This is a genomic window from Massilia sp. TWP1-3-3 (assembly GCF_049897805.1).
Classification (GTDB): Bacteria; Pseudomonadota; Gammaproteobacteria; order Burkholderiales; family Burkholderiaceae_D; genus Telluria_A.
Map to the genome: position 1 here is coordinate 67,097 of NZ_JAFCWX010000010.1, position 18,236 is coordinate 85,332.

24 protein-coding genes are annotated in these 18,236 nt (G+C 61.9%); 5 read left to right on the forward strand and 19 right to left on the reverse strand.

Going from position 1 to position 18,236, the window contains the following annotated elements:
* Positions 1-32 precede the first annotated feature (32 nt).
* Positions 33-755, forward strand: a complete 723-nt coding sequence (locus ACP7D4_RS12105; protein WP_426102606.1) for a hypothetical protein — start codon at positions 33-35, stop codon at positions 753-755.
* A 47-nt stretch (positions 756-802) separates the two neighbouring features.
* Here the strand turns inward: ACP7D4_RS12105 and ACP7D4_RS12110 are convergent, their stop codons facing one another.
* Positions 803-1,507, reverse strand: coding sequence for a hypothetical protein (locus ACP7D4_RS12110; RefSeq protein WP_426209299.1), 705 nt, complete (start codon positions 1,505-1,507; stop codon positions 803-805).
* On the opposite strand from ACP7D4_RS12110, the gene ACP7D4_RS12115 reads away from it, so the two are divergent.
* Entirely contained in the window at positions 1,506-1,883 is a 378-nt protein-coding gene (locus ACP7D4_RS12115) for a hypothetical protein (RefSeq protein ID WP_426102602.1), read from the forward strand. The genes ACP7D4_RS12110 and ACP7D4_RS12115 overlap by 2 nt on opposite strands.
* 29 nt (positions 1,884-1,912) lie before the next feature.
* On the opposite strand, the gene ACP7D4_RS12120 is transcribed toward ACP7D4_RS12115, so the two are convergent.
* The 12 genes from ACP7D4_RS12120 to ACP7D4_RS12175 form a co-directional block, all read right to left on the reverse strand.
* Positions 1,913-2,650 (reverse strand): rRNA pseudouridine synthase, encoded by a 738-nt coding sequence (locus ACP7D4_RS12120; protein WP_426209301.1) that lies wholly within the window; start codon positions 2,648-2,650, stop codon positions 1,913-1,915.
* On the reverse strand, positions 2,647-3,681 hold the full coding sequence (ltaE, locus tag ACP7D4_RS12125) for a low-specificity L-threonine aldolase (RefSeq protein WP_426209302.1): 1,035 nt from the start codon (positions 3,679-3,681) through the stop codon (positions 2,647-2,649). Before ltaE ends, ACP7D4_RS12120 begins: the two co-directional genes overlap by 4 nt.
* Positions 3,678-4,568, reverse strand: coding sequence for a class I SAM-dependent methyltransferase (locus ACP7D4_RS12130; RefSeq protein ID WP_426102596.1), 891 nt, complete (start codon positions 4,566-4,568; stop codon positions 3,678-3,680). Before ACP7D4_RS12130 ends, ltaE begins: the two co-directional genes overlap by 4 nt.
* A complete protein-coding gene (gene iscX, locus ACP7D4_RS12135; RefSeq protein ID WP_426102594.1) occupies positions 4,555-4,749 on the reverse strand; it encodes a Fe-S cluster assembly protein IscX in 195 nt (64 codons plus the stop codon). The genes ACP7D4_RS12130 and iscX overlap by 14 nt, the downstream gene beginning before the upstream one ends.
* A gap of 29 nt (positions 4,750-4,778) precedes the next feature.
* Positions 4,779-5,120, reverse strand: coding sequence for an ISC system 2Fe-2S type ferredoxin (gene fdx, locus ACP7D4_RS12140; RefSeq protein ID WP_426102592.1), 342 nt, complete (start codon positions 5,118-5,120; stop codon positions 4,779-4,781).
* Positions 5,121-5,142: 22 nt separating this feature from the next.
* The gene (hscA, locus tag ACP7D4_RS12145; RefSeq protein WP_426209304.1) at positions 5,143-7,005 is read right to left on the reverse strand and encodes a Fe-S protein assembly chaperone HscA; all 1,863 of its coding nucleotides are present in this window, start codon (positions 7,003-7,005) and stop codon (positions 5,143-5,145) included.
* 139 nt (positions 7,006-7,144) lie between these two features.
* Entirely contained in the window at positions 7,145-7,660 is a 516-nt protein-coding gene (gene hscB / locus ACP7D4_RS12150) for a Fe-S protein assembly co-chaperone HscB (protein WP_426102588.1), read from the reverse strand.
* Positions 7,661-7,665: 5 nt separating this feature from the next.
* Positions 7,666-7,989: an iron-sulfur cluster assembly protein IscA gene (gene iscA, locus ACP7D4_RS12155; RefSeq protein WP_426102586.1), complete on the reverse strand. Its 324-nt coding sequence runs from the start codon at positions 7,987-7,989 to the stop codon at positions 7,666-7,668.
* Between the two features lie 16 nt (positions 7,990-8,005).
* Entirely contained in the window at positions 8,006-8,398 is a 393-nt protein-coding gene (gene iscU, locus ACP7D4_RS12160) for a Fe-S cluster assembly scaffold IscU (protein WP_426102584.1), read from the reverse strand.
* A 36-nt stretch (positions 8,399-8,434) separates the two neighbouring features.
* A complete protein-coding gene (locus tag ACP7D4_RS12165) occupies positions 8,435-9,691 on the reverse strand; it encodes an IscS subfamily cysteine desulfurase (protein ID WP_426102582.1) in 1,257 nt (418 codons plus the stop codon).
* A 19-nt stretch (positions 9,692-9,710) separates the two neighbouring features.
* A complete protein-coding gene (gene iscR, locus ACP7D4_RS12170) occupies positions 9,711-10,184 on the reverse strand; it encodes a Fe-S cluster assembly transcriptional regulator IscR (RefSeq protein ID WP_426209306.1) in 474 nt (157 codons plus the stop codon).
* Positions 10,185-10,422: 238 nt separating this feature from the next.
* A complete protein-coding gene (locus tag ACP7D4_RS12175) occupies positions 10,423-11,193 on the reverse strand; it encodes a uracil-DNA glycosylase (RefSeq protein ID WP_426209307.1) in 771 nt (256 codons plus the stop codon).
* A gap of 183 nt (positions 11,194-11,376) precedes the next feature.
* Between ACP7D4_RS12175 and ACP7D4_RS12180 the strand changes: the two genes are divergently transcribed.
* Positions 11,377-11,823 (forward strand): CBS domain-containing protein, encoded by a 447-nt coding sequence (locus tag ACP7D4_RS12180; RefSeq protein ID WP_426102576.1) that lies wholly within the window; start codon positions 11,377-11,379, stop codon positions 11,821-11,823.
* A 115-nt stretch (positions 11,824-11,938) separates the two neighbouring features.
* Here the strand turns inward: ACP7D4_RS12180 and ACP7D4_RS12185 are convergent, their stop codons facing one another.
* The 5 genes from ACP7D4_RS12185 to ACP7D4_RS12205 all read right to left on the reverse strand — a co-directional run bounded on the left by ACP7D4_RS12185 (position 11,939) and on the right by ACP7D4_RS12205 (position 15,299).
* Complete coding sequence (locus ACP7D4_RS12185; RefSeq protein ID WP_426102574.1) at positions 11,939-12,526, reverse strand: NAD(P)H-dependent oxidoreductase; 588 nt, start codon at positions 12,524-12,526, stop codon at positions 11,939-11,941.
* Between the two features lie 23 nt (positions 12,527-12,549).
* Positions 12,550-12,936 carry a universal stress protein gene (locus tag ACP7D4_RS12190; protein WP_426102572.1) on the reverse strand — a complete coding sequence of 129 codons (387 nt, stop codon included), beginning with the start codon at positions 12,934-12,936 and terminating at the stop codon, positions 12,550-12,552.
* A gap of 75 nt (positions 12,937-13,011) precedes the next feature.
* Complete coding sequence (maiA, locus tag ACP7D4_RS12195) at positions 13,012-13,656, reverse strand: maleylacetoacetate isomerase (protein WP_426209309.1); 645 nt, start codon at positions 13,654-13,656, stop codon at positions 13,012-13,014.
* Positions 13,653-14,762 (reverse strand): fumarylacetoacetate hydrolase family protein, encoded by a 1,110-nt coding sequence (locus ACP7D4_RS12200; protein ID WP_426209311.1) that lies wholly within the window; start codon positions 14,760-14,762, stop codon positions 13,653-13,655. The genes maiA and ACP7D4_RS12200 overlap by 4 nt, the downstream gene beginning before the upstream one ends.
* Complete coding sequence (locus ACP7D4_RS12205; protein ID WP_426102566.1) at positions 14,763-15,299, reverse strand: VOC family protein; 537 nt, start codon at positions 15,297-15,299, stop codon at positions 14,763-14,765. It lies immediately after the preceding gene.
* A 116-nt stretch (positions 15,300-15,415) separates the two neighbouring features.
* Between ACP7D4_RS12205 and ACP7D4_RS12210 the strand changes: the two genes are divergently transcribed.
* Positions 15,416-16,354 carry a LysR family transcriptional regulator gene (locus tag ACP7D4_RS12210; protein WP_426209313.1) on the forward strand — a complete coding sequence of 313 codons (939 nt, stop codon included), beginning with the start codon at positions 15,416-15,418 and terminating at the stop codon, positions 16,352-16,354.
* Positions 16,355-16,427: 73 nt separating this feature from the next.
* Complete coding sequence (locus ACP7D4_RS12215; protein WP_426209315.1) at positions 16,428-16,985, forward strand: gamma-glutamylcyclotransferase; 558 nt, start codon at positions 16,428-16,430, stop codon at positions 16,983-16,985.
* Between the two features lie 72 nt (positions 16,986-17,057).
* On the opposite strand, the gene ACP7D4_RS12220 is transcribed toward ACP7D4_RS12215, so the two are convergent.
* Entirely contained in the window at positions 17,058-18,182 is a 1,125-nt protein-coding gene (locus ACP7D4_RS12220) for a PA0069 family radical SAM protein (RefSeq protein WP_426209436.1), read from the reverse strand.
* Positions 18,183-18,236 lie beyond the last annotated feature (54 nt).

Sequence of the window (18,236 nt, forward strand, 5' to 3'; positions counted from 1 at the left end):
TCTCCACGTCCCCGTGACATCGCGCCCCATGTATGCCATTATCATCACTTTTGCCAAATAACAAAGGTTATCTAATGAACATATCTGTGACAGCTCGGAAAAAACGCGCCATCGCCACGGTGGTGGCTACTGCCCTCTCAGTCTGGGCGCTGGCGGGCTGCGTGACGACGCAGGCGCAGGCCGACGGTTCCACCCGCGTCAACGTGTCGATGTCGCAGGCGCTCGGCCTCAACAGGGCGGCCATGGCGACGCCGGCGGCCCCGCCGCCACAGGCGGTCGTCCCGCAGCCGCCGCGCATGGCGTCGACGCCGGCACAGTCCAAGCCCTCAGGCATCGCTTTGAGCGACAAAACGCGCGCCGCCCTTGCTCAAATGCTGGCCTGCACGACCTTCAAGAGCGGCGACGATGACGTTGTGACAGAGATGAGCAAAAAAGGCGCGTGGGCAGGCGGCATAGCCCACCTGGACCAGCCGGTGATCGTCTTTGGCTTGCCGGTCTCGAAAGTCGAGCTCAGCGGCGATGGATCGGAAGGCACCTACATCGCCTACTTCAGCGGCGTAGACAAACAGCAGCTCATCAAATCCGCCAACTTGAAGTTAAGCAAGGTCGACAAGAACTTCTATTATCGCGACGCCAAGTCCGGCCAGCTATCGTTCAAGCATACCGAGCCGGAAATCTCGCTCAAATGCTACATCGATACGGAAGGCTCATACGCCGACACCGCAAAATCAGCCAAAAAGAAAAAGAAAAACTAAAGCCCCCAAACCCATTTCCGCCGCCAAAAATCAACCCCGGTGAGATTTTACAGGCGGAAACCGAGCTTGAGGCTGATGGATTTGTTGCCGCCGGTGCGGTCGAACTCGGTTGCCACGTTGGCCAGGCCAAGGTTGAAATTGACGCCGGCGAAAATTTTGCTGGCGCTCGGGGTCTCTTTTGCCAGGCTCCCAACGTTCGGCGTCAGCGTGCCCCAGACCTTGCCCACGCCGGCGTACGGGGTGATGTTCAGGAAGCCTTTGGAGACGAGCAGCTCAAGGTTGCGCGTATTCATGTCGAGCTGGTCCACGCCGAACAGGCGCGTCACCGCAGCGCGCACCGCTACCGCTGGCGTCGCGACCCCGCCCTGCAACAAGGCGTACTTGATTTCCGCGCCGCCCAGCTTGATGTTAGAACCGGGAATGGCACTCAGGCTGGCGCCAACGTCGATGCCAAATGGCAGTCCTTTATGAATGTGCAGTTTGGGGATGTACAAGGTGGTGCTGTCTGCGCCCGCTTTTTTCCAGATGTCGCCATGTTCCATCTTGGTCGACGACACTTCCATGCCAATATCGAACCCTGTGATGCCAAGCGGCTCGGCGGGCGACACGCTCTTGTAGCTGCCGGCAGCCGTGAAGTCCTTGGACAATTGCGCGAACTCGGCCTGCGTCAGACTGCGGACGTTGTCCAGGTCGTCGGCAAATGCCGGGGCGCACAGGACGGCTGCAGCGACGAAAATGCATTGAAATTTCATGGTGAAGCCTTTATCTATAATGGGAAAGCAGGCGCATTGTAATAGCGTCTGCGAATTAATGGCGTTGGATTGGCTTGGGGATGGCGTGACAGAGGAACATTGCCCGCTGTGCGGCAGAGTGCTAGGGACGGCCAATGTGGACCGGCACCACCTCGTGCCCAAGACGTTCAAGGGCACGCAGCAGTTCGCGATCCACAAGGTATGCCACCGCAAGATTCATTCGGTATTTACCGAAAAAGAACTGTATAAATCGTTTCACACATGGGAAGCGCTCAAGCGCCATCCTGAAATAGCGACTTTCATCGCCTGGGTGGCGAAGAAAGAGCCGGGCTTTTATTCGCGCACGTTCAGTACGAATACGAAGCGAAGGAAATAGCGCCGCATCGGCATCACCTCAGCATCGCCTCAGAATTTTTCGTACTCATGCAAATAGCGCCACTGCCCCGCCGGCAGGCTTGCCATCGGCACGCGGCCGATACGGATGCGCTTCATGCTCACGATCGTCAGGTTCACCATGCGGCACATATGCAGGATCTGCCCCGGCTTGACGCCCTTGAGCGCAAAGCGCAAGCGCGTTTCGTTCTGCCAGCTCACTTTCATTGGCGCGATTTCCTTGCCGTTGAAGGTCAGCCCGTGATTGAGCAGCGCCAGCCCCCCTTCGCGGATATCACCGCTCACTTCAACGATGAATTCCTGCTCGACCCGCATCCCTTCGTCCACCAGTTTGCGCGCAACGCGAAAATCTTGCGTGTACACGACCAGGCCGGCAGCCTTGGTGTCGAGCGGCGAACATAGCGTCAGCTTCGACAGGTGGCGCCGCAAGAAGCGCTGCTTGCCGTGGGTGGCTTCCTGCAGCGTCTCGGCGCTCAGCAGCATAGTGGCCGCCTCACCCTCAACGCCCACGCCCGCGTTGTAGCCGGCGCTCTTATGCAGCAGGATCGTCACCGGAACGATTTCGCCAAGCGTCGCATCCGGGTCGATCATCACTTCCTGCTCGTCGAGCACGCGCGCACCCGGCTCTTCGACCAGCGCGCCGTCGACGCTGATCCAGCCGCCGGCAATATACTGTTCGGCTTCCGCGCGCGAGCATGGCATCATTTCGGCCACGCGCTTGGCGAGGCGGATCGAGGAATCGTCGTTCATGAGGCGTGCTGCCAGTCTTTAAAAAAATCGGTGAAGACGTCGAGGATGCGTTCGACGTCGGCGGCGGACACGTTGATGTGCGTGACCAGGCGGGTATACTGGCCGACGGTGGCGCGGATGCGTTCGCGCAGCAGCGCCGCGCGCAGCGCATCGACGGCCGCCGGCGGCACTTCAATGTAAAAAATATTCGTCTGCGGCGTCGCTACCTTGAGCTGGGCAATCTGCGCCAGGCCGGCCGACAGCCTGGCCGCATTCGCATGGTCATCGGCCAGGCGCGCGATATTGTGCTCCAGCGCGTACAGGCCGGCAGCGGCCACAATGCCGGCCTGGCGCATGCCCCCGCCCAGCATCTTGCGCCAGCGCTTGCCCTGTTCGATCAAGGCCTTGGGCCCGCACAGCACCGAACCCACCGGCGCGCCAAGGCCTTTGGACAGACACACCGAGACGGTATCGAAACCGGCCGTCGCCTCGCGCAGGCTGATGCCCTGCTTGACGGCGGCGTTGCAGATGCGCGCGCCGTCCAGGTGCGTGGCCAGGCCGCGCGCTCGCGCGAGCGACGTGGCCGCCGCCATGTACGCGCTGCCCAGCACCCGCCCGCCGATGGTGTTTTCCAGCGCCAGCAAACGGGTGCGCGCAAAGTGCATGTCGTCCGGCTTGATGTAGGCGGCGATGTCGGCAAGCGCGATGCTGCCGTCGGCCTGGTTGGCGATCGGCTGCGGCTGGATGCTGCCCAGTACCGCCGCGCCGCCGCCTTCGTATTTATAGGTGTGCGCTTCCTGGCCAACCAGGTATTCGTCGCCACGCGCGCAATGCACCAGCAGCGCAATCAGGTTGCTCTGGGTGCCCGATGGCGCAAACAGCGCGGCCTCGTAGCCGAACATCTCGGCCGTCACGTCCTGCAGGCGGTTGACGGTCGGGTCGTCGCCGTACACGTCGTCGCCGACCGAGGCGTGCTCCATCGCGGCGCGCATTTCGGCGCCGGGTTGGGTAACGGTGTCGCTGCGCAGGTCGATCCAGGGAGCTTGGTTCATGTGGTTTCGGCTTCGGCAAGTTGTTCGGTGTAGAAGCGCTGGCCCATTTCTTCAAGGCCGAGCGTGACGAGCACTTCCTGCAAGCGCTCGGACGGGCGCTTGCGCGGCAGGTTCTTGTAGCTGGCGATAATCAATTCATTTTTCATCGAATGCTCCCAGCCCACCAGTTCGGTCACGCTGACCTGGTAGCCGTGCGCCTCGAGCTGCAGGCAGCGCAGCACGTTGGTCACCTGGCTGCCAAATTCGCGTGTGTGCAGCGGGTGGCGCCACATTTCGGTCAGCGCGCCGCGGCCCATGTCACGGCCCTTGTTCCTCTTGAGGACAGCGGCCACTTCGGCCTGGCAGCACGGCACCAGCACCATGTATTTGGCGTGCTTTTTCAGCGCGAAGTCGATCGCGTCATCGGTCGCCGTATTGCAGGCGTGAAGCGCGGTGACGATGTCGATGTGGGCGGGCAGCTTGTCGGACCTGGTCGACTCGGCCACGGACAGGTTCAAAAACGACATGCCGGGAAAGTCCAGCTTGTGCGCCAGCTCGGTCGACTTTTGCACCAGCTCTTCGCGCGTTTCGATGCCGTAGATGCGCGAGCCATCGTTCAATCCCTTGAAGAACAGGTCGTACAAAATGAAGCCGAGGTAGGACTTGCCCGCCCCGTGGTCGACCAGCGAAATGGCCGCGTGGTCTTGCAAGATTTCCTTGAGCAGCGGTTCGATGAACTGGTACAGGTGATAGACCTGCTTGAGCTTGCGCCGGCTGTCCTGATTGAGCTTGCCGTCGCGCGTGAGGATGTGCAGCTCTTGCAGCAGCGCGATCGACTGTCCGGGACGAATTTCCGGCGCCAGCGTGTCAGCCGCTGATGGTTTTGCCTTGATGTCAGTGCGTTTCATCGATCCATGCCTGTTGTATGGCTTCCAATACCTTTTCGCCGCCGCGCGTGCGCTCGTCGTCAAAGCCGTCCAGCTCCACCACCCGGTTATGCAGGTCGGTAAAACGGATCGTGCCCGGATCGAGGTCCGGGAACTTGTCGTAGAGCGCTTCGGCGATGGCCGCTATGTCGGTCCATTTCATGATTGACTCCATTTCATGGCCAGCTCCGATCAGTGATTCTTTTCCGCCGCGTGGTTGATCGTGTACTTGGGGATCTCGACCACCAGGTCCGCGGTGCCGACGATCGCCTGGCACGATAGGCGCGAGACGGCCTCCAGGCCCCAGGCGCGGTCAAGCAGGTCTTCCTCGTTCTCTTGCGGCTCGTTCAAGGAGGCGAATCCTTCGCGCACCAGCACGTGGCACGTCGTGCACGCGCAGACGCGGTCGCACGCGTGCTCGATCTCGATGTCGTTTTCGAGCATGACGTCGCAGACCGATTTGCCGGTAGGCGCCTCGATGACTGCGCCGTCAGGACAGTATTCTGGGTGGGGTAAAAAGACGATTTGTGGCACGGGGTTACCTTTACGTGAAAGCTTAAACTTCGTCGAGCGATTTGCCGGCCAGCGCGGTGCGCACGCTCTGGTCCATGCGGCGCGAGGCAAATTCCTCGGTGACCTGGGCCAGCGCTTCGACCGCCGCATGCACGGCAGCGGCGTCGGTGGACGTCATGCTGGCCTTGACGTGCGCCATGGCGTCATCAATGGCAGAGCGTTCGTCGCTTGACAGCAGCGCGCCGTCGCCGTCGAGCGCCGATTGCGTGGCCAGCACGATGCGTTCGGCTTCGACCTGTTCTTCGCGCAGCGCGCGCGCAACCATGTCGCCCTGGGCCGAGCTGAAGGACTCGGACAGCATGCGCGCCACTTCGTCGTCTTCCAGGCCGTACGAGGGCTTGACGACGATCGACGCTTCGACGCCGGAGCGCGTTTCGCGCGCCGAGACGGAGAGCAAGCCATCGGCGTCAACCTGGTAGGTGATGCGGATGCGCGCAGCGCCCGCCACCATCGGCGGAATGCCGCGCAGCTCGAAGCGCGCGAGCGAACGGCAGTCCGACACCAGTTCGCGCTCGCCCTGCAGCACGTGCACGGCCAGCGCGGTCTGGCCATCCTTGAAGGTGGTGAATTCCTGCGCGCGCGCGCACGGAATGGTGGAATTGCGCGGGATGATTTTTTCGACCAGGCCGCCCATGGTTTCGATGCCGAGCGAAAGCGGGATCACGTCAAGCAGCAGCCAGTCGTCGCCCGCAGCCCGGTTACCGGCCAGCAGATTGGCCTGGATCGCCGCGCCGAGCGCGACAACCTTGTCCGGATCGATGTTCGCATGCGGGATGGTCTTGAAAAATTCGGTGACCGCGCGCCGCACATGGGGCATGCGGGTGGCGCCGCCAACCATGACCACGCCGTCCACGTCGTCCACCGAGACCGACGCGTCGCGCATGGCCTTCTTGATGGCGTTCATGGTCTTGCCGACCAGGTGCCGGGTGATCTCGGTAAAGGTCTCGGCCGAGATTTTCACGTGCACCATTTCGCCGGAGTTGAGCATGGCGTCGACGGTGGTGTCGGCGTTGGTCGACAAGATTTCCTTGGCCTGGCGGGCCTTGACCATCAGCGTGGCGGTGTCTTCATCCGACAACGGGGCCAGCTTGGCCTGCTCGCAGATCCAGCAGAACAGGCGGTGGTCGAAGTCGTCGCCGCCCAGCGCCGAATCGCCGCCCGTGGAGAGCACTTCGAACACGCCCTTGGACAATTTCAGGATCGAGATGTCGAAGGTGCCCCCGCCCAGGTCATAGACCGCGTAAATGCCTTCAGAGCCATGATCGAGCCCGTAGGCGATGGCTGCGGCGGTGGGTTCGGAGAGCAGGCGCAGCACGTTCAGGCCGGCCAGCTGGGCCGCGTCCTTGGTGGCCTGGCGCTGGGCGTCGTCAAAATAGGCGGGCACGGTGATGACGGCGCCGACCAGTTCGTCGCCCAGCGAGTCTTCGGCGCGCTGGCGCAGCGTGGCCAGGATTTGCGCCGAGATTTCAACCGGGCTTTTGATGCCGGCCACCGTCTTGATCTGTACCATGCCCGGCGCATCCTGGAAGGCGTACGGCAGGTTTTCGGCGTAGGCGATGTCTTTCAGGCCGCGGCCCATGAAGCGCTTGACCGAGACGATGGTGTTGCGCGGATCCGTGGTCTGGTGCGCCTGCGCCTTGTAGCCGATGTTGGCGTGCCCGTTGGGCAGATAGCGCACGATGGACGGCAGCAAGGGGCGCCCGTCTTCATCGCTCAGCACCTCGGGAATGCCGCTGCGCACCGTAGCCACGAGCGAGTTGGTGGTGCCCAGGTCGATGCCGACGGCCAGCCGGTGCTGATGCGGCGCGGTGGACATGCCTGGTTCTGAAATTTGAAGAAGTGCCATATGCGTTCGCTTAAATTATTATTCTTGGCGCTCCCACTACATCGTCCTCGCGCAGGCGGGGACCCATAAAGCGTTTGAGCAGAGCAAATGTTCTATGGGTCCCCGCGTTCGCGAGGACGATGTGGTGGTGCTTTATGCTTTAACTATCCAGTGCATCAAACGCGTAATGCAGCTCTTCACCGAATTTTTCGAGGAACATCAGCGCGCGCACGCCTTGCGCAGCCTGTGCGAAGTCGCCCGCCTCGATCTGTTCGCCGATCTGCACCAGGCGCGCCTTGCGCTCCATCCCTACCTCGGCATTAAGCGACTCGAGCGCGTCAAGATCCTTGGCCGCCCTGGCCTCGCCAAGCGCCTCGCGCCATTCCATCTGCTGCATCAGGAACGCCATTGGCATCGCCGTATTCGATTCCGTCTGCAAATCGATGCCGTTCAACTCGCACATGTAATGCGCGCGCTTCTGCGGATGCTTGAGCGTCTGGTAGGCCTCGTTGGCGCGCGTGGCCCACTGCATGGCGACGCGCTTTTCAGCGTCGGTGGCATTGACGAAACGGTCGGGATGAACCTGTCCCTGCACGTCGCGGTAGGCCGCGTCGAGCGCGCCAAGATCAATGGAAAACTTGGCGGGGATCTGGAACAGGTCGAAGTGGTTTTGCATGCGCGTCAGATACGGAAGCTCTCGCCACAGCCGCATTCATCCTTGACCTGCGGATTATGGAAGCGAAAGCCTTCGTTCAAGCCTTCGCGCGTGAAATCGAGCTCGGTGCCGTCGATGTACGGCAGGCTTTTCGGATCGACAAACACCTTGACGCCGTGCGACTCGAAGACGCTGTCTTCAGCGGCCGCTTCATCGACGTATTCAAGCTTGTAGGCCAATCCGGAGCAGCCCGTCGTGCGCACCCCAAAACGCAAGCCGACACCCTTGCCGCGACGTTCAATGTAGCGGTTAATGTGCTTGGCTGCTTTTTCGGTCAGTGTGATTGCCATAATCTCTCCAGCAAACTCAGGCGGCGACTGCCGGGTGCTTGGTTTTGTAGTCAAGCACGGCAGCCTTGATCGCGTCTTCCGCCAGGATCGAGCAGTGAATTTTCACTGGCGGCAGCGCCAGTTCTTCGGCGATCTGGGTGTTCTTGATCGCCAGCGCCTGGTCCAGCGTCTTGCCCTTGACCCATTCGGTCACCAGCGACGACGACGCGATCGCCGAGCCGCAGCCGTAGGTCTTGAATTTTGCGTCTTCGATCAGGCCATTGGCGCCGACCTTGATTTGCAGCTTCATCACGTCGCCGCAGGCCGGAGCGCCAACCATGCCGGTACCGATCGTCTCGTCGCCCTTGTCGAAAGCGCCGACGTTACGTGGATTTTCATAGTGATCCAACACTTTGTCCGAATATGCCATTTCGTGCTCCTGAATTTTTAAATGCGTTCAATACGGTTAGTGGGCTGCCCATTGGATGGAAGCGATGTCGATTCCTTCCTTGAACATGTCCCACAGCGGCGACAGTTCGCGCAGCTTGTGGACTTTCGATTTGAGCAGGTCGACTGCGAAATCGATGTCGGCTTCGGTCGAAAAACGGCCGATGGTAAAACGGATCGAGCTGTGCGCCAGTTCGTCGCTGCGGCCCAGGGCGCGCAAGACGTACGACGGTTCCAGGCTGGCCGAGGTGCAGGCCGAACCGGACGACACGGCAATGTCCTTGATGGCCATGATCAGCGACTCGCCCTCGACGTAATTGAAGCTGACGTTCAGGTTGTGCGGCACGCGGTGGTCCATGTCGCCGTTGATGTAGACCTCTTCGATCTGCTGCAGGCCGCGGGCCAGGCGGTCGCGCAGCGCGGTGATGCGGGTGATCTCGCTATCCATTTCCAGCTTGGCGATGCGAAACGCCTCGCCCATGCCGACGATCTGGTGGGTTGGCAAAGTACCCGAACGCAGGCCCCGCTCGTGGCCGCCGCCGTGCATTTGCGCCTCAAGCCGCACGCGTGGCTTGCGCCGGACGTACAGTGCGCCGATGCCTTTTGGACCATAGGTCTTGTGCGCGGTGAAGGTCATCAGGTCGACCTTGGAATTGGCCAGATCGATGACGACCTTGCCGGTGGCCTGGGCCGCGTCGCAATGGAAGATGATGCCCTTGGCGCGGCACACCGCGGCCAGTTCTTCGATCGGCTGGATCACGCCGATCTCGTTATTGACCAGCATGACCGAGACCAGGATCGTGTCGGGACGGATCGCCGCCTCGAGCTGGGCGACGGTGATCAGGCCATTGTCTTGCGGCGCGAGGTAAGTGGCGTCAAAGCCCACCCGTTCCAGTTCGCGCACGACGTCGAGCACGGCCTTGTGCTCGGTTTTTACCGTGATGATGTGCTTGCCCCGCGTTTTGTAGAACTGCGCCGCGCCCTTGATGGCGAGGTTGTTCGACTCGGTCGCGCCCGAGGTCCAGATGATCTCGCGCGGGTCGGCGCCGACCAGCGCGGCGACATCAGCGCGCGCTTCTTCGACGGCCGCTTCGGCGGTCCAGCCGTACATGTGGCTGCGCGAGGCGGGGTTGCCGAACTGCTCGCGCAGGAAGGGAATCATCTTGTCGGCCACGCGCGGGTCGATCGGCGTGGTGGCCGAATAGTCCATGTAAATCGGGAAGTGCGGAGCAGTCGCGAAGGTCTGCTCGAGGTTTTTGTCCAAAGGCGCGTTCATCAAATTACTCCAATCTGCTTCAATTTGGTACGACGGGGAGGCGGTGTACCACCACGACCTGCTCGGTATGCTTGTGTTTCTGCTGGTCGACCAGGTCTTGCAGCGAGACCGAATCGAGATAGTCGACCATCTTTTCATTCAGCGTGGCCCACAGCTCGTGGGTCATGCAGCGCGCGCCGCTGGCGGGGTCGGCGCCGTGGCAGTTTTCCTTGCCGCCGCACTGGGTGGCGTCGAGCGGCTCGTCGACCGCGATGATGATGTCGGCCACGGTGACCTTGTCGGCCCGGCGCGCAAGGCTGTAGCCGCCGCCGGGGCCGCGAATCGAGGCGACGATTTCGTGGCGGCGCAGTTTGCCGAACAGTTGCTCAAGGTACGACAGCGAAATGGCCTGGCGCTGGCTGATGCCCGACAGCGTGACGGGACCCTTGCCCTGGCGCAGGGCAAGATCGATCATCGCTGTTACGGCAAAACGGCCTTTTGTGGTCAGACGCATCACAATCCCGGTATGTTAAAATATTGCTTCAGTTCATGCATCGGTTCATGCTTCAGTTCATGCATCGGTTCATGCTTCAGTTCGTGCTTCAGTTCATGCTTCAGTTCATGCTGCAGGCAAGGAGTAATGGCCTGATTAGTTGAATGATTTAGTCAAGTATAGCAAACTTGCGCATTCTTGTCAGCGCACGCCCGGTTTTGCACTTGGCCACACGTCAGCCTGCCTTCCCGTCCCAACGTTATGACAGCCGCAGCAAGCGCATCGGCCGGAACAGATCGAGCATGCCGGGATGCGCGATAAACGTCAGGTTGTAGGGATGCTCCGACAGCACTTGCGCAAAGCGCTCGGTCCCGGGCAATTTCCTCAACTGCTCCGCAATCTTCCCCCACAGCACCAAGGTCGGCGCGACTTCCTGCAAGGCATCGAGCACCACCTGCAAGAACGGGGTCCACGCGCGCGCATCGATTGCCGGCGCCACATGGGCGCGAAACACCAGCGCCGCGTTGAGCAGCAAAAACCCTTGCCTGGTCAAATTATCCTGCAGCTGCGCCAGCGTTTGGATCGAGCCGTCGTCGCGGGCGGCCAGCGCCACCGGGGCCAAGGCGGCGCCGCCCGTGTCGCCGGCTACCAAGCGCCCGTCCGCCACCAGCAGCATCTTGATAAAGTTGCGCAGCGACGTGGCCTTGTTGACCGGCTTGGACAAGCCGGCTTCGCACCACAAACTTCCCACCGCCCCATCCATGAAGCAGACACCGGTGGCGCTTTGCGCGCGCGGATAGGGTCCCTCGCCCACCAGCACGTAGCGCACCGCGTGCAGCGGCAGGGCAAAGGCGGCGAACAGGCGCTGCCCGGTGGGCAGATAGGCGTCGCCTGCAAGCGCTGGCAAGTAGTCGGGCGTGGCCAACGCCACCGCTTCCAGCCCGTGGAGCAAGTGCGGCTGCCAGGACGGATGGGCGAGCGCGAGCGCTTTAAGCATGGCTGGGGGAATGGCTGGGGGAATGATGGACATGGCAGGCTGGCCCGGGTAAAGGCGGCATTGTAGCCTGCCGCGAGCGCCGCGCCGACGGTCGACTGCCCAATTTTGATGCAATTTCAACCACGCGTCATCTTTTTGAAATTACGTGCATTATTGCTAAAACCCCAAGCAGGGGATCCCGCAGTTCGCTGCGTATAACAAGCCATGGAGTTCACAATGCAAACGATTCAAGACGTAATGACCCGCGATGTACAACGCATTTCGCCAGAGGACAGCGTCCGCAAAGCCGCACAAATGATGGATAAATTTAATATCGGCTCGATTCCCGTCGTCGACGGCAACAAGCTGGTAGGCATGATCACCGACCGCGATATCACCGTGCGCTCAACGGCAGCCGGACAGGCGCCCGACAGCACCCGCGTGGGCGACGTCATGAGCACCGACGTGCGCACCTGCATGGCAAGCCAGTCGGTCGAGGAAGTGTTGACCGAAATGGGTAACGTGCAGATTCGCCGCGTGCCGGTTGTTGACCAGGCAACGCACGACCTGGTGGGCATCGTGTCGCTGGGCGACATGGCTACCAAGCAATCGAAAGGTACGGAGCAAGCGTTGCAAGAGATTTCTTCGCCTTCCGAGCCTGACCGTTCAGGCGCTGCGCATTAATGTCATGTTCTGTTTCAGCGAGCTGATGTAGTTCGCTGAGGCAGTGAGCTGAGCGCCGATCAGTCGCATCCTTGCGCCGCTTCATGCGGCGCAAGTGCATTTCAGGCCGGCGTGTTCATACGGCGGCCCGTCCCAATTCTTCCATTTTTCCTACCCAGCCAGCGATGGTCTGCGCGTCCGGACTGCCCGCCATGCCGATCAGTGTTTCATGCACGGGCGAGATACCGACAAACCGCAGGATATTGCGCTTGAGCGACTTGACGCTGTGCGCGCGAAAATACAAGCGGTACATCAGCGCCGGCATGCCCATGGTGACGATGACGCGCGCCGAGCGGCCAGCCAGCGGCTTTTTCGCCAGCGGCGTCAAGCGGTCGCGCGCGAAAGCAAAACCGGGCCGCGCCACCTGTTCCAGAAAGCCCTTCAGCAACGCCGGCATGTCGCCCAGCCACAGCGGATAGACCAGCACCAGGTGCTGGGCCCAGCGGATGTCGTCCTGGGTCTGGCGCAGGCTGGCCGGTGTTTCGCCCTCGTCCCACTCGCGCTGGTTGCGCAGCAGCGGAAAGTCAAGCTGCGCGACCGTGCTGTAGCGTACCGTATGGCCGCCGTCGGCCGCACCGCTGGCGTAGGCATCGGCCAGCGTGTGGCACAGGTGATCCTGCGCAGCGTCGGGATGCCCCTGAATCAGCAGGATATTTTTACTCATGGGCTTGCTCATGCCGCGCCCCGTCAGCGGAAAACCAGCACCGGGATCTGGCTGCGGGCCAGCACCTCTTGCGTGTCGTGACCGAGCGTGAGTTCGCGTGCGTCCTTGCGGCCGTACGACGCCATGGCGATCAGGTCGCACTGGCGGTCAAAGGCGGCCTGGAAGATCGCTTGCGGCACGTCCGCCGACCTGGCGACGGCAACGTCGCAGGGCACGCTGTGCTGGCGCGCGCTGTGTTGTACGACAAGTAGGCAATCGTCGGCCTCGGGGGGCGGCGCGCTCGCGCTCGGCGCCACCACATGCAGGCCGGTGACCTTGGCGCCGATGGATTTGGCAAACCGCATGCTGGACTGAATGGCGATGTCGGCACCGGCCGACCCGTCGGTAGGAACTAGTATGTGCCTGAACATCGCCACCCTCCTCGTCCGGGCGAACCGCCCGCGTATCCATTTATGACCACGCGATCGCCGACATGGTTCCGGTTCTTATTCGGCGTCCGGATGGCGCGACGGGTGAGCTGCGGCAAACGCCGGCACAGCCTGGCAGGCGGCGTCGATGCGCACGATGGTCGGATAGGCGGCTAGATCAATGCCGAAGCGGGTGGCGTTGAACACCTGCGGCACCAGCACGCAGTCGGCGATGGTGGGGGTGTCGCCGTGGCAGAAGCGCCCGGTGTCGCCAGAGGCCGACAGCAGTACTTCCAGCGCCGCAAAGCCTTCCTGCACCCAGTGCACATACCACGCGTTCTTGGCGTCCTCGGTCAGGCCGCCCTGCTTGACGAGGTAGCGCAGCACGCGCAGGTTGTTGAGGGGGTGGATGTCGCAGGCCACCGTCAAGGCAAGCGACCTGACGCGGGCGCGTCCCAGCGCGTCGCGCGGCATCAGCGGCGCTTGCGGATGCATTTCATCCAGATACTCGAGGATGGCCAGCGACTGGGTGATGACGGCGCCGCCATCGTCCAGCGCCGGCACCAGCGCGCCCGGGTTGATGGCAAGGTAGTCCGCCTTGAGCTGCTCGCCGCCGTCGCGCGTGAGGTGCACGGGGACCGCTTCGTAGGTCAGCGCCTTGAGGTTCAGGCCGATGCGCACGCGATAGGCGGCCGAACTGCGAAAGTAATCGTACAGTTTCATCGCGCTCTTTCCTGGTACATGGCAACCTGCTGATCGATGGCGCCAAAGACGCTTGCGCCTGTCGCGTCGAGCATTTCGATGCGCACACGGTCGCCAAAGCGCAGGAACGGCGTTTTGGGCGCGCCCTGCTCGATGGTTTCGTACATGCGCACTTCAGCCAGGCAACAGTAGCCCACGCCGCCGTTCTCGATGCTCGAACCGTGCAGGTCGCCCTGCTTGTTCGAGACGGTGCCCGAGCCGATGATGGTGCCGGCCGCCAGCTCGCGCGTTTTGGCAGCGTGCGCGACCAGTTGCGCAAAGTTGAACGTCATGTCCTCGCCGGCATTCGGTTTGCCGAAGGCTTTGCCGTTGATCTGCACGCTGATCGGCAGGCACAGTTTGGTGTCGCGCCAGGCCTGGCCGAGTTCGCCGGGCGTAACGCACACCGGCGAAAACGCACTGGCCGCCTTGGACTGGAAAAAGCCGAAACCCTTGAGCAGCTCGCCCGGGATCAGGTTGCGCAGCGAAACGTCGTTGACCAGCATGACGAGGCGGATCGCCTGTGCGCACTGCTCAGGCGTAGCGCCCATCGGCACGTCGCCGCTGATGACAGCCACCTCGGCTTCGAGGTCGATGCCCCAGTCTTCGGACAGCGCAAAGATCGGGTCATGGGGGCCGACAAAGGAGTCCGAGCCGCCCTGGTATATCAGCGGATCGGTGTAGAACGAGGCCGGCACATCGACGTTGCGCGCCTTGCGCACCAGCTCTACGTGGTTGATATAGGCCGAGCCGTCGGCCCACTGGTAGGCGCGCGGCAGCGGCGAGTGGCACAGCGATTCGGCGAACGGCTGGGCGTGCGGGGTAACGCTGTCGAGCACGTTTTCGTTGGCGCTTTCGTGGGCGCTGTCGTGGGCGCTGTCGTGGGCGCTGTCGTTGGCGCTGTCGTGGGCGTTCTCATTGAGGGCGCGGTAAACCGCCTGCAGCGGCCCGGCAACCAGCTCCCAGTTGTCGAGCGCGAACTGCAGCGTGGCGGCGATCTGGGGCACTTGCTGGCAGCGCGCCAGATCGCGGCTGACCACGACCAGGGTGCCGTCGCGGGTGTTATTGTTCAGTGTAGCAAGTTTCATTTAATATCCTTGAGGCTGCTCGTGCATCCACGCCGCGTGCCTTGGCGCCTTGCGGGTTTCGGACCACTCGTTGAGCATGTCCCATTTGACGGCGTCGAGCTTTTGCTTCATCTCGTCGGTCGCCGTGTTGACGGCCAGTTCGAGGCGATGCCCGTTCGGATCGAAAAAATAAATCGACTGGAAGATCGTGTGGTTGGTCGGGCCGATAACGTCGATGCCGTCGGCCTGCAGGCGCGCCTTGGTCTCCAGCAGTTCGTCCATCGACTCGACTTCGAGCGCCAGGTGCTGCACCCACTCGGGCGTGTTCTGGTCGCGCCCCATTTCCGGCTGCAGCGGCAGCTCGAAAAACGCCAGCACGTTGCCGTTGCCGGCGTCGAGAAAAACGTGCATGTACGGATCGTAGGCGCCGGTCGAGGGAACCGTGTCTTCGGCAATGGCGAGGACAAAATTCATGTTCAGGTACTTGACGTACCAGTCGACGGTTTTCTTGGCGTCCTTGCAGCGATACGCCACATGGTGAATACGTTGGATCGGCATGCTGGTCTCCTATTCTGGTTGCACCCATTAGAGTCGAAAACGAACTATCATACAAACAATATCTTCAGCCGCATTTATCAGCCTATCCTATAAGTTTCCTATCCTATAAGTCACCCATGAATCCTACGCTGCGCCAGATGCGCGCCTTTGTCGCGCTGGCCCGCACCGGCAGTTTTACGCTGGCCGCCGAGTACTTGCATGTCACCCAGGCCGCCCTGTCCGGCCTGATCAAGGAACTCGAGACCACGCTCGCCATCCGCGTGGTCGACCGCAGCACGCGCCGCATTGCGCTGAGCGACGTGGGGCGCGAGCTGTATCCCTTGTTTTCTAAAATCATCGATGACCTCGACGGCGCGCTGCTCGACATCGTCAATCATACGCAGCTCAAGAAAGGCGTGGTGCGCGTGGCCGCGCCGCAGCTGATGGCGTGCACGCTGCTGCCGCAGGTCATCGCCGCCTATCGCAGCGCCTACCCGGACATCCAGGTGCGCCTGGTCGACTGCGCGGTGGAACACGTCACGCCGCGCGTGGTCAGCGGTGAAGTGGACCTGGGCATCGGACCGGAGCGCGACGGCACGGCGCAGGTCAACGCCACCGTGCTGTTCGAGATGCCGTTCGTGATGGTGTACCCGCGCGGCCACCCGCTCGAGCAGCGTGCTCGGCTGACCTGGTCGGACCTGTCGGATTATCCGTTCATTTCCTTGCAGGGGCAGTTCACGGAACGGCTGCTGTCCGACATGCATAGCGCGCTGCGCGAAGTGCCCCTGAACCCGGCCAACGAAGTTACTTTCATGACGACGGCGCTGGCGATGGTCAGCGCAGGCCTGGGCGTGACGGTATGTCTGCCGTATGCGGAGCCTTTGGTGCGGCTGCATCAGCTGAACATGCGCCAGCTGTACGAGCCGGAACTGACGCGCCGCTTTTTTGTGTACCGGCGCGAGAACCGCTCGCTGTCGCCGGCGGCCGAGAGTTTCATCGCTTTTTTGTTCAGCTTTGTCGAAGCGCATGACTGGAACATTCCAGCGGCCGATGCCGGTGTCGCCGCGCACCTATAATCATCGAAAAACAATCGAAAAATAATCGAAAAATAATCGAAAAATAATCGAAAAAACGTCTGCAAGGGAACTCATGTCGCACAACACCATCGCAATTAACCAGCAAATGGACAAATTCGACGGCCACGCCAGCGTATGGCTGTTCGGTTACGGCTCGCTCATCTACAAGGCGGACTTTCCGTACATCGAACGGCGCACGGCAAGCATCGCCAACTGGACGCGGCGCTTCTGGCAGGGCTCGCACGACCACCGCGGCACCGAAGCGGCGCCCGGACGCGTCGTCACGCTGGTGCCCGAACGCGGCGCCGTGTGCAATGGCATGGCTTACCTCATCACGCCGGAAGTATTTACCCACCTTGACCATCGCGAAAAAAACGGCTACCTGCGTCTGGCAACCCAGATCACGTTCGATGACGAGACAGGCGTTGAAGGCCTGGTCTATATTGCGACCGCCGACAACGCGGCCTACCTCGGCGCGGCCAGCGAACAGGATATTGCTCGCCAGATCGCAGCCTCCAGTGGCCCAAGCGGCCCGAATCGGGATTACCTGATCGATCTCGCGCACGCGCTGCGCGCAATGGGCAAGCATGACGCGCATGTTTTCGCAATCGAACGATACTTAACTTCCTGACCTATTTTCTGACGCATTTCCTGCCGCACTTCCTGACGCATTTCCTGAATAATCAAGTCAACAACTCCTTTCTCAGGAAAACAAATCCAGCTGTCCCGTCGCATTGCCGCATTGCTTGGCCTGCGACGGCGGCACCACCAGCGGCCGCTTAAAGCGCGACGCATCGAGCTCGGCAAAGCGCCCGCTCGTCAGGTTCATGCCCAGCCGCTCGGTCGCCTTGACGAAGCGCTGGCGGATCAGGTCTGCCCACACGCCCTCCCCTTGCATCCGCTTGCTGAAGTCACTGTCGTACTCTTTGCCGCCGCGCATTTCGCGCACGCGGTTCATCACACGCTGCGCGCGCTCGGGAAAATGCGCCTCCAGCCATTGCTGGAACAATGGCTGGACTTCCCATGGCAAGCGCAGCACCACGTAATGTGCGCTGACGGCGCCGGCGTCGCGCGCCGCCGCCAGCACCCGTTCAAGCTCCGGCTCGGTGACGAAAGGAATAACGGGCGCCACGCTTACGCGCACGGGAATGCCTGCCTCGGTCAGCGTGCGGATGGTGCGCAGGCGGCGCGCCGGCGCGGCGGCGCGCGGCTCGAGCGTGCGCGAAATGGCCGGGTCCAGCGTGGTCAAGGTGATGGCGGCAATGGCCTGGCCTTTGGCGGCCATGGGCGCGAGCAGGTCGATGTCGCGCTCGATCAGCGAGGCTTTGGAAATGAGCGCGACCGGGTGCTCGCATTCGTGCAGTACTTCCAGCACGCGGCGCGTGATGCGCAGCTCGCGCTCGCACGGCTGGTAGGCGTCGGTGTTGACGCCGATGGCGATCGGTTCGGGCACATAGGAAGCTTTGGCCAGCTCGCGCCGCAACAAGTCGGGCGCATTGACTTTGGCGAAGAGCCGGCTTTCAAAATCAAGCCCCGGCGACAAGCCCAGATAGCTGTGCGTGGGCCGCGCAAAGCAGTAAATGCAGCCGTGTTCGCAGCCCCGGTAAGGATTGAGCGACACATTGAACGGAATATCGGGCGACGTGTTGCGGCTGAGGATAGTTTTGGCGTACTCGTCCGTAACCTGGGTCTTGAAGGGCGCGCTTTCTTCCTCGTCTCGCACCCAGCCGTCATCGAAGCTTTCGCGGCCGTTGACTTCGTAGCGCCCTTGCAGGTTCGATACCGCTCCCCGGCCCTTTTTTGCCTCGAGCGGACGCGGCGGCAGCATGACATGCTCTTCTGACTGGTCGTTGGGGTCGGTCACGGCGCCCTCATAACTGTA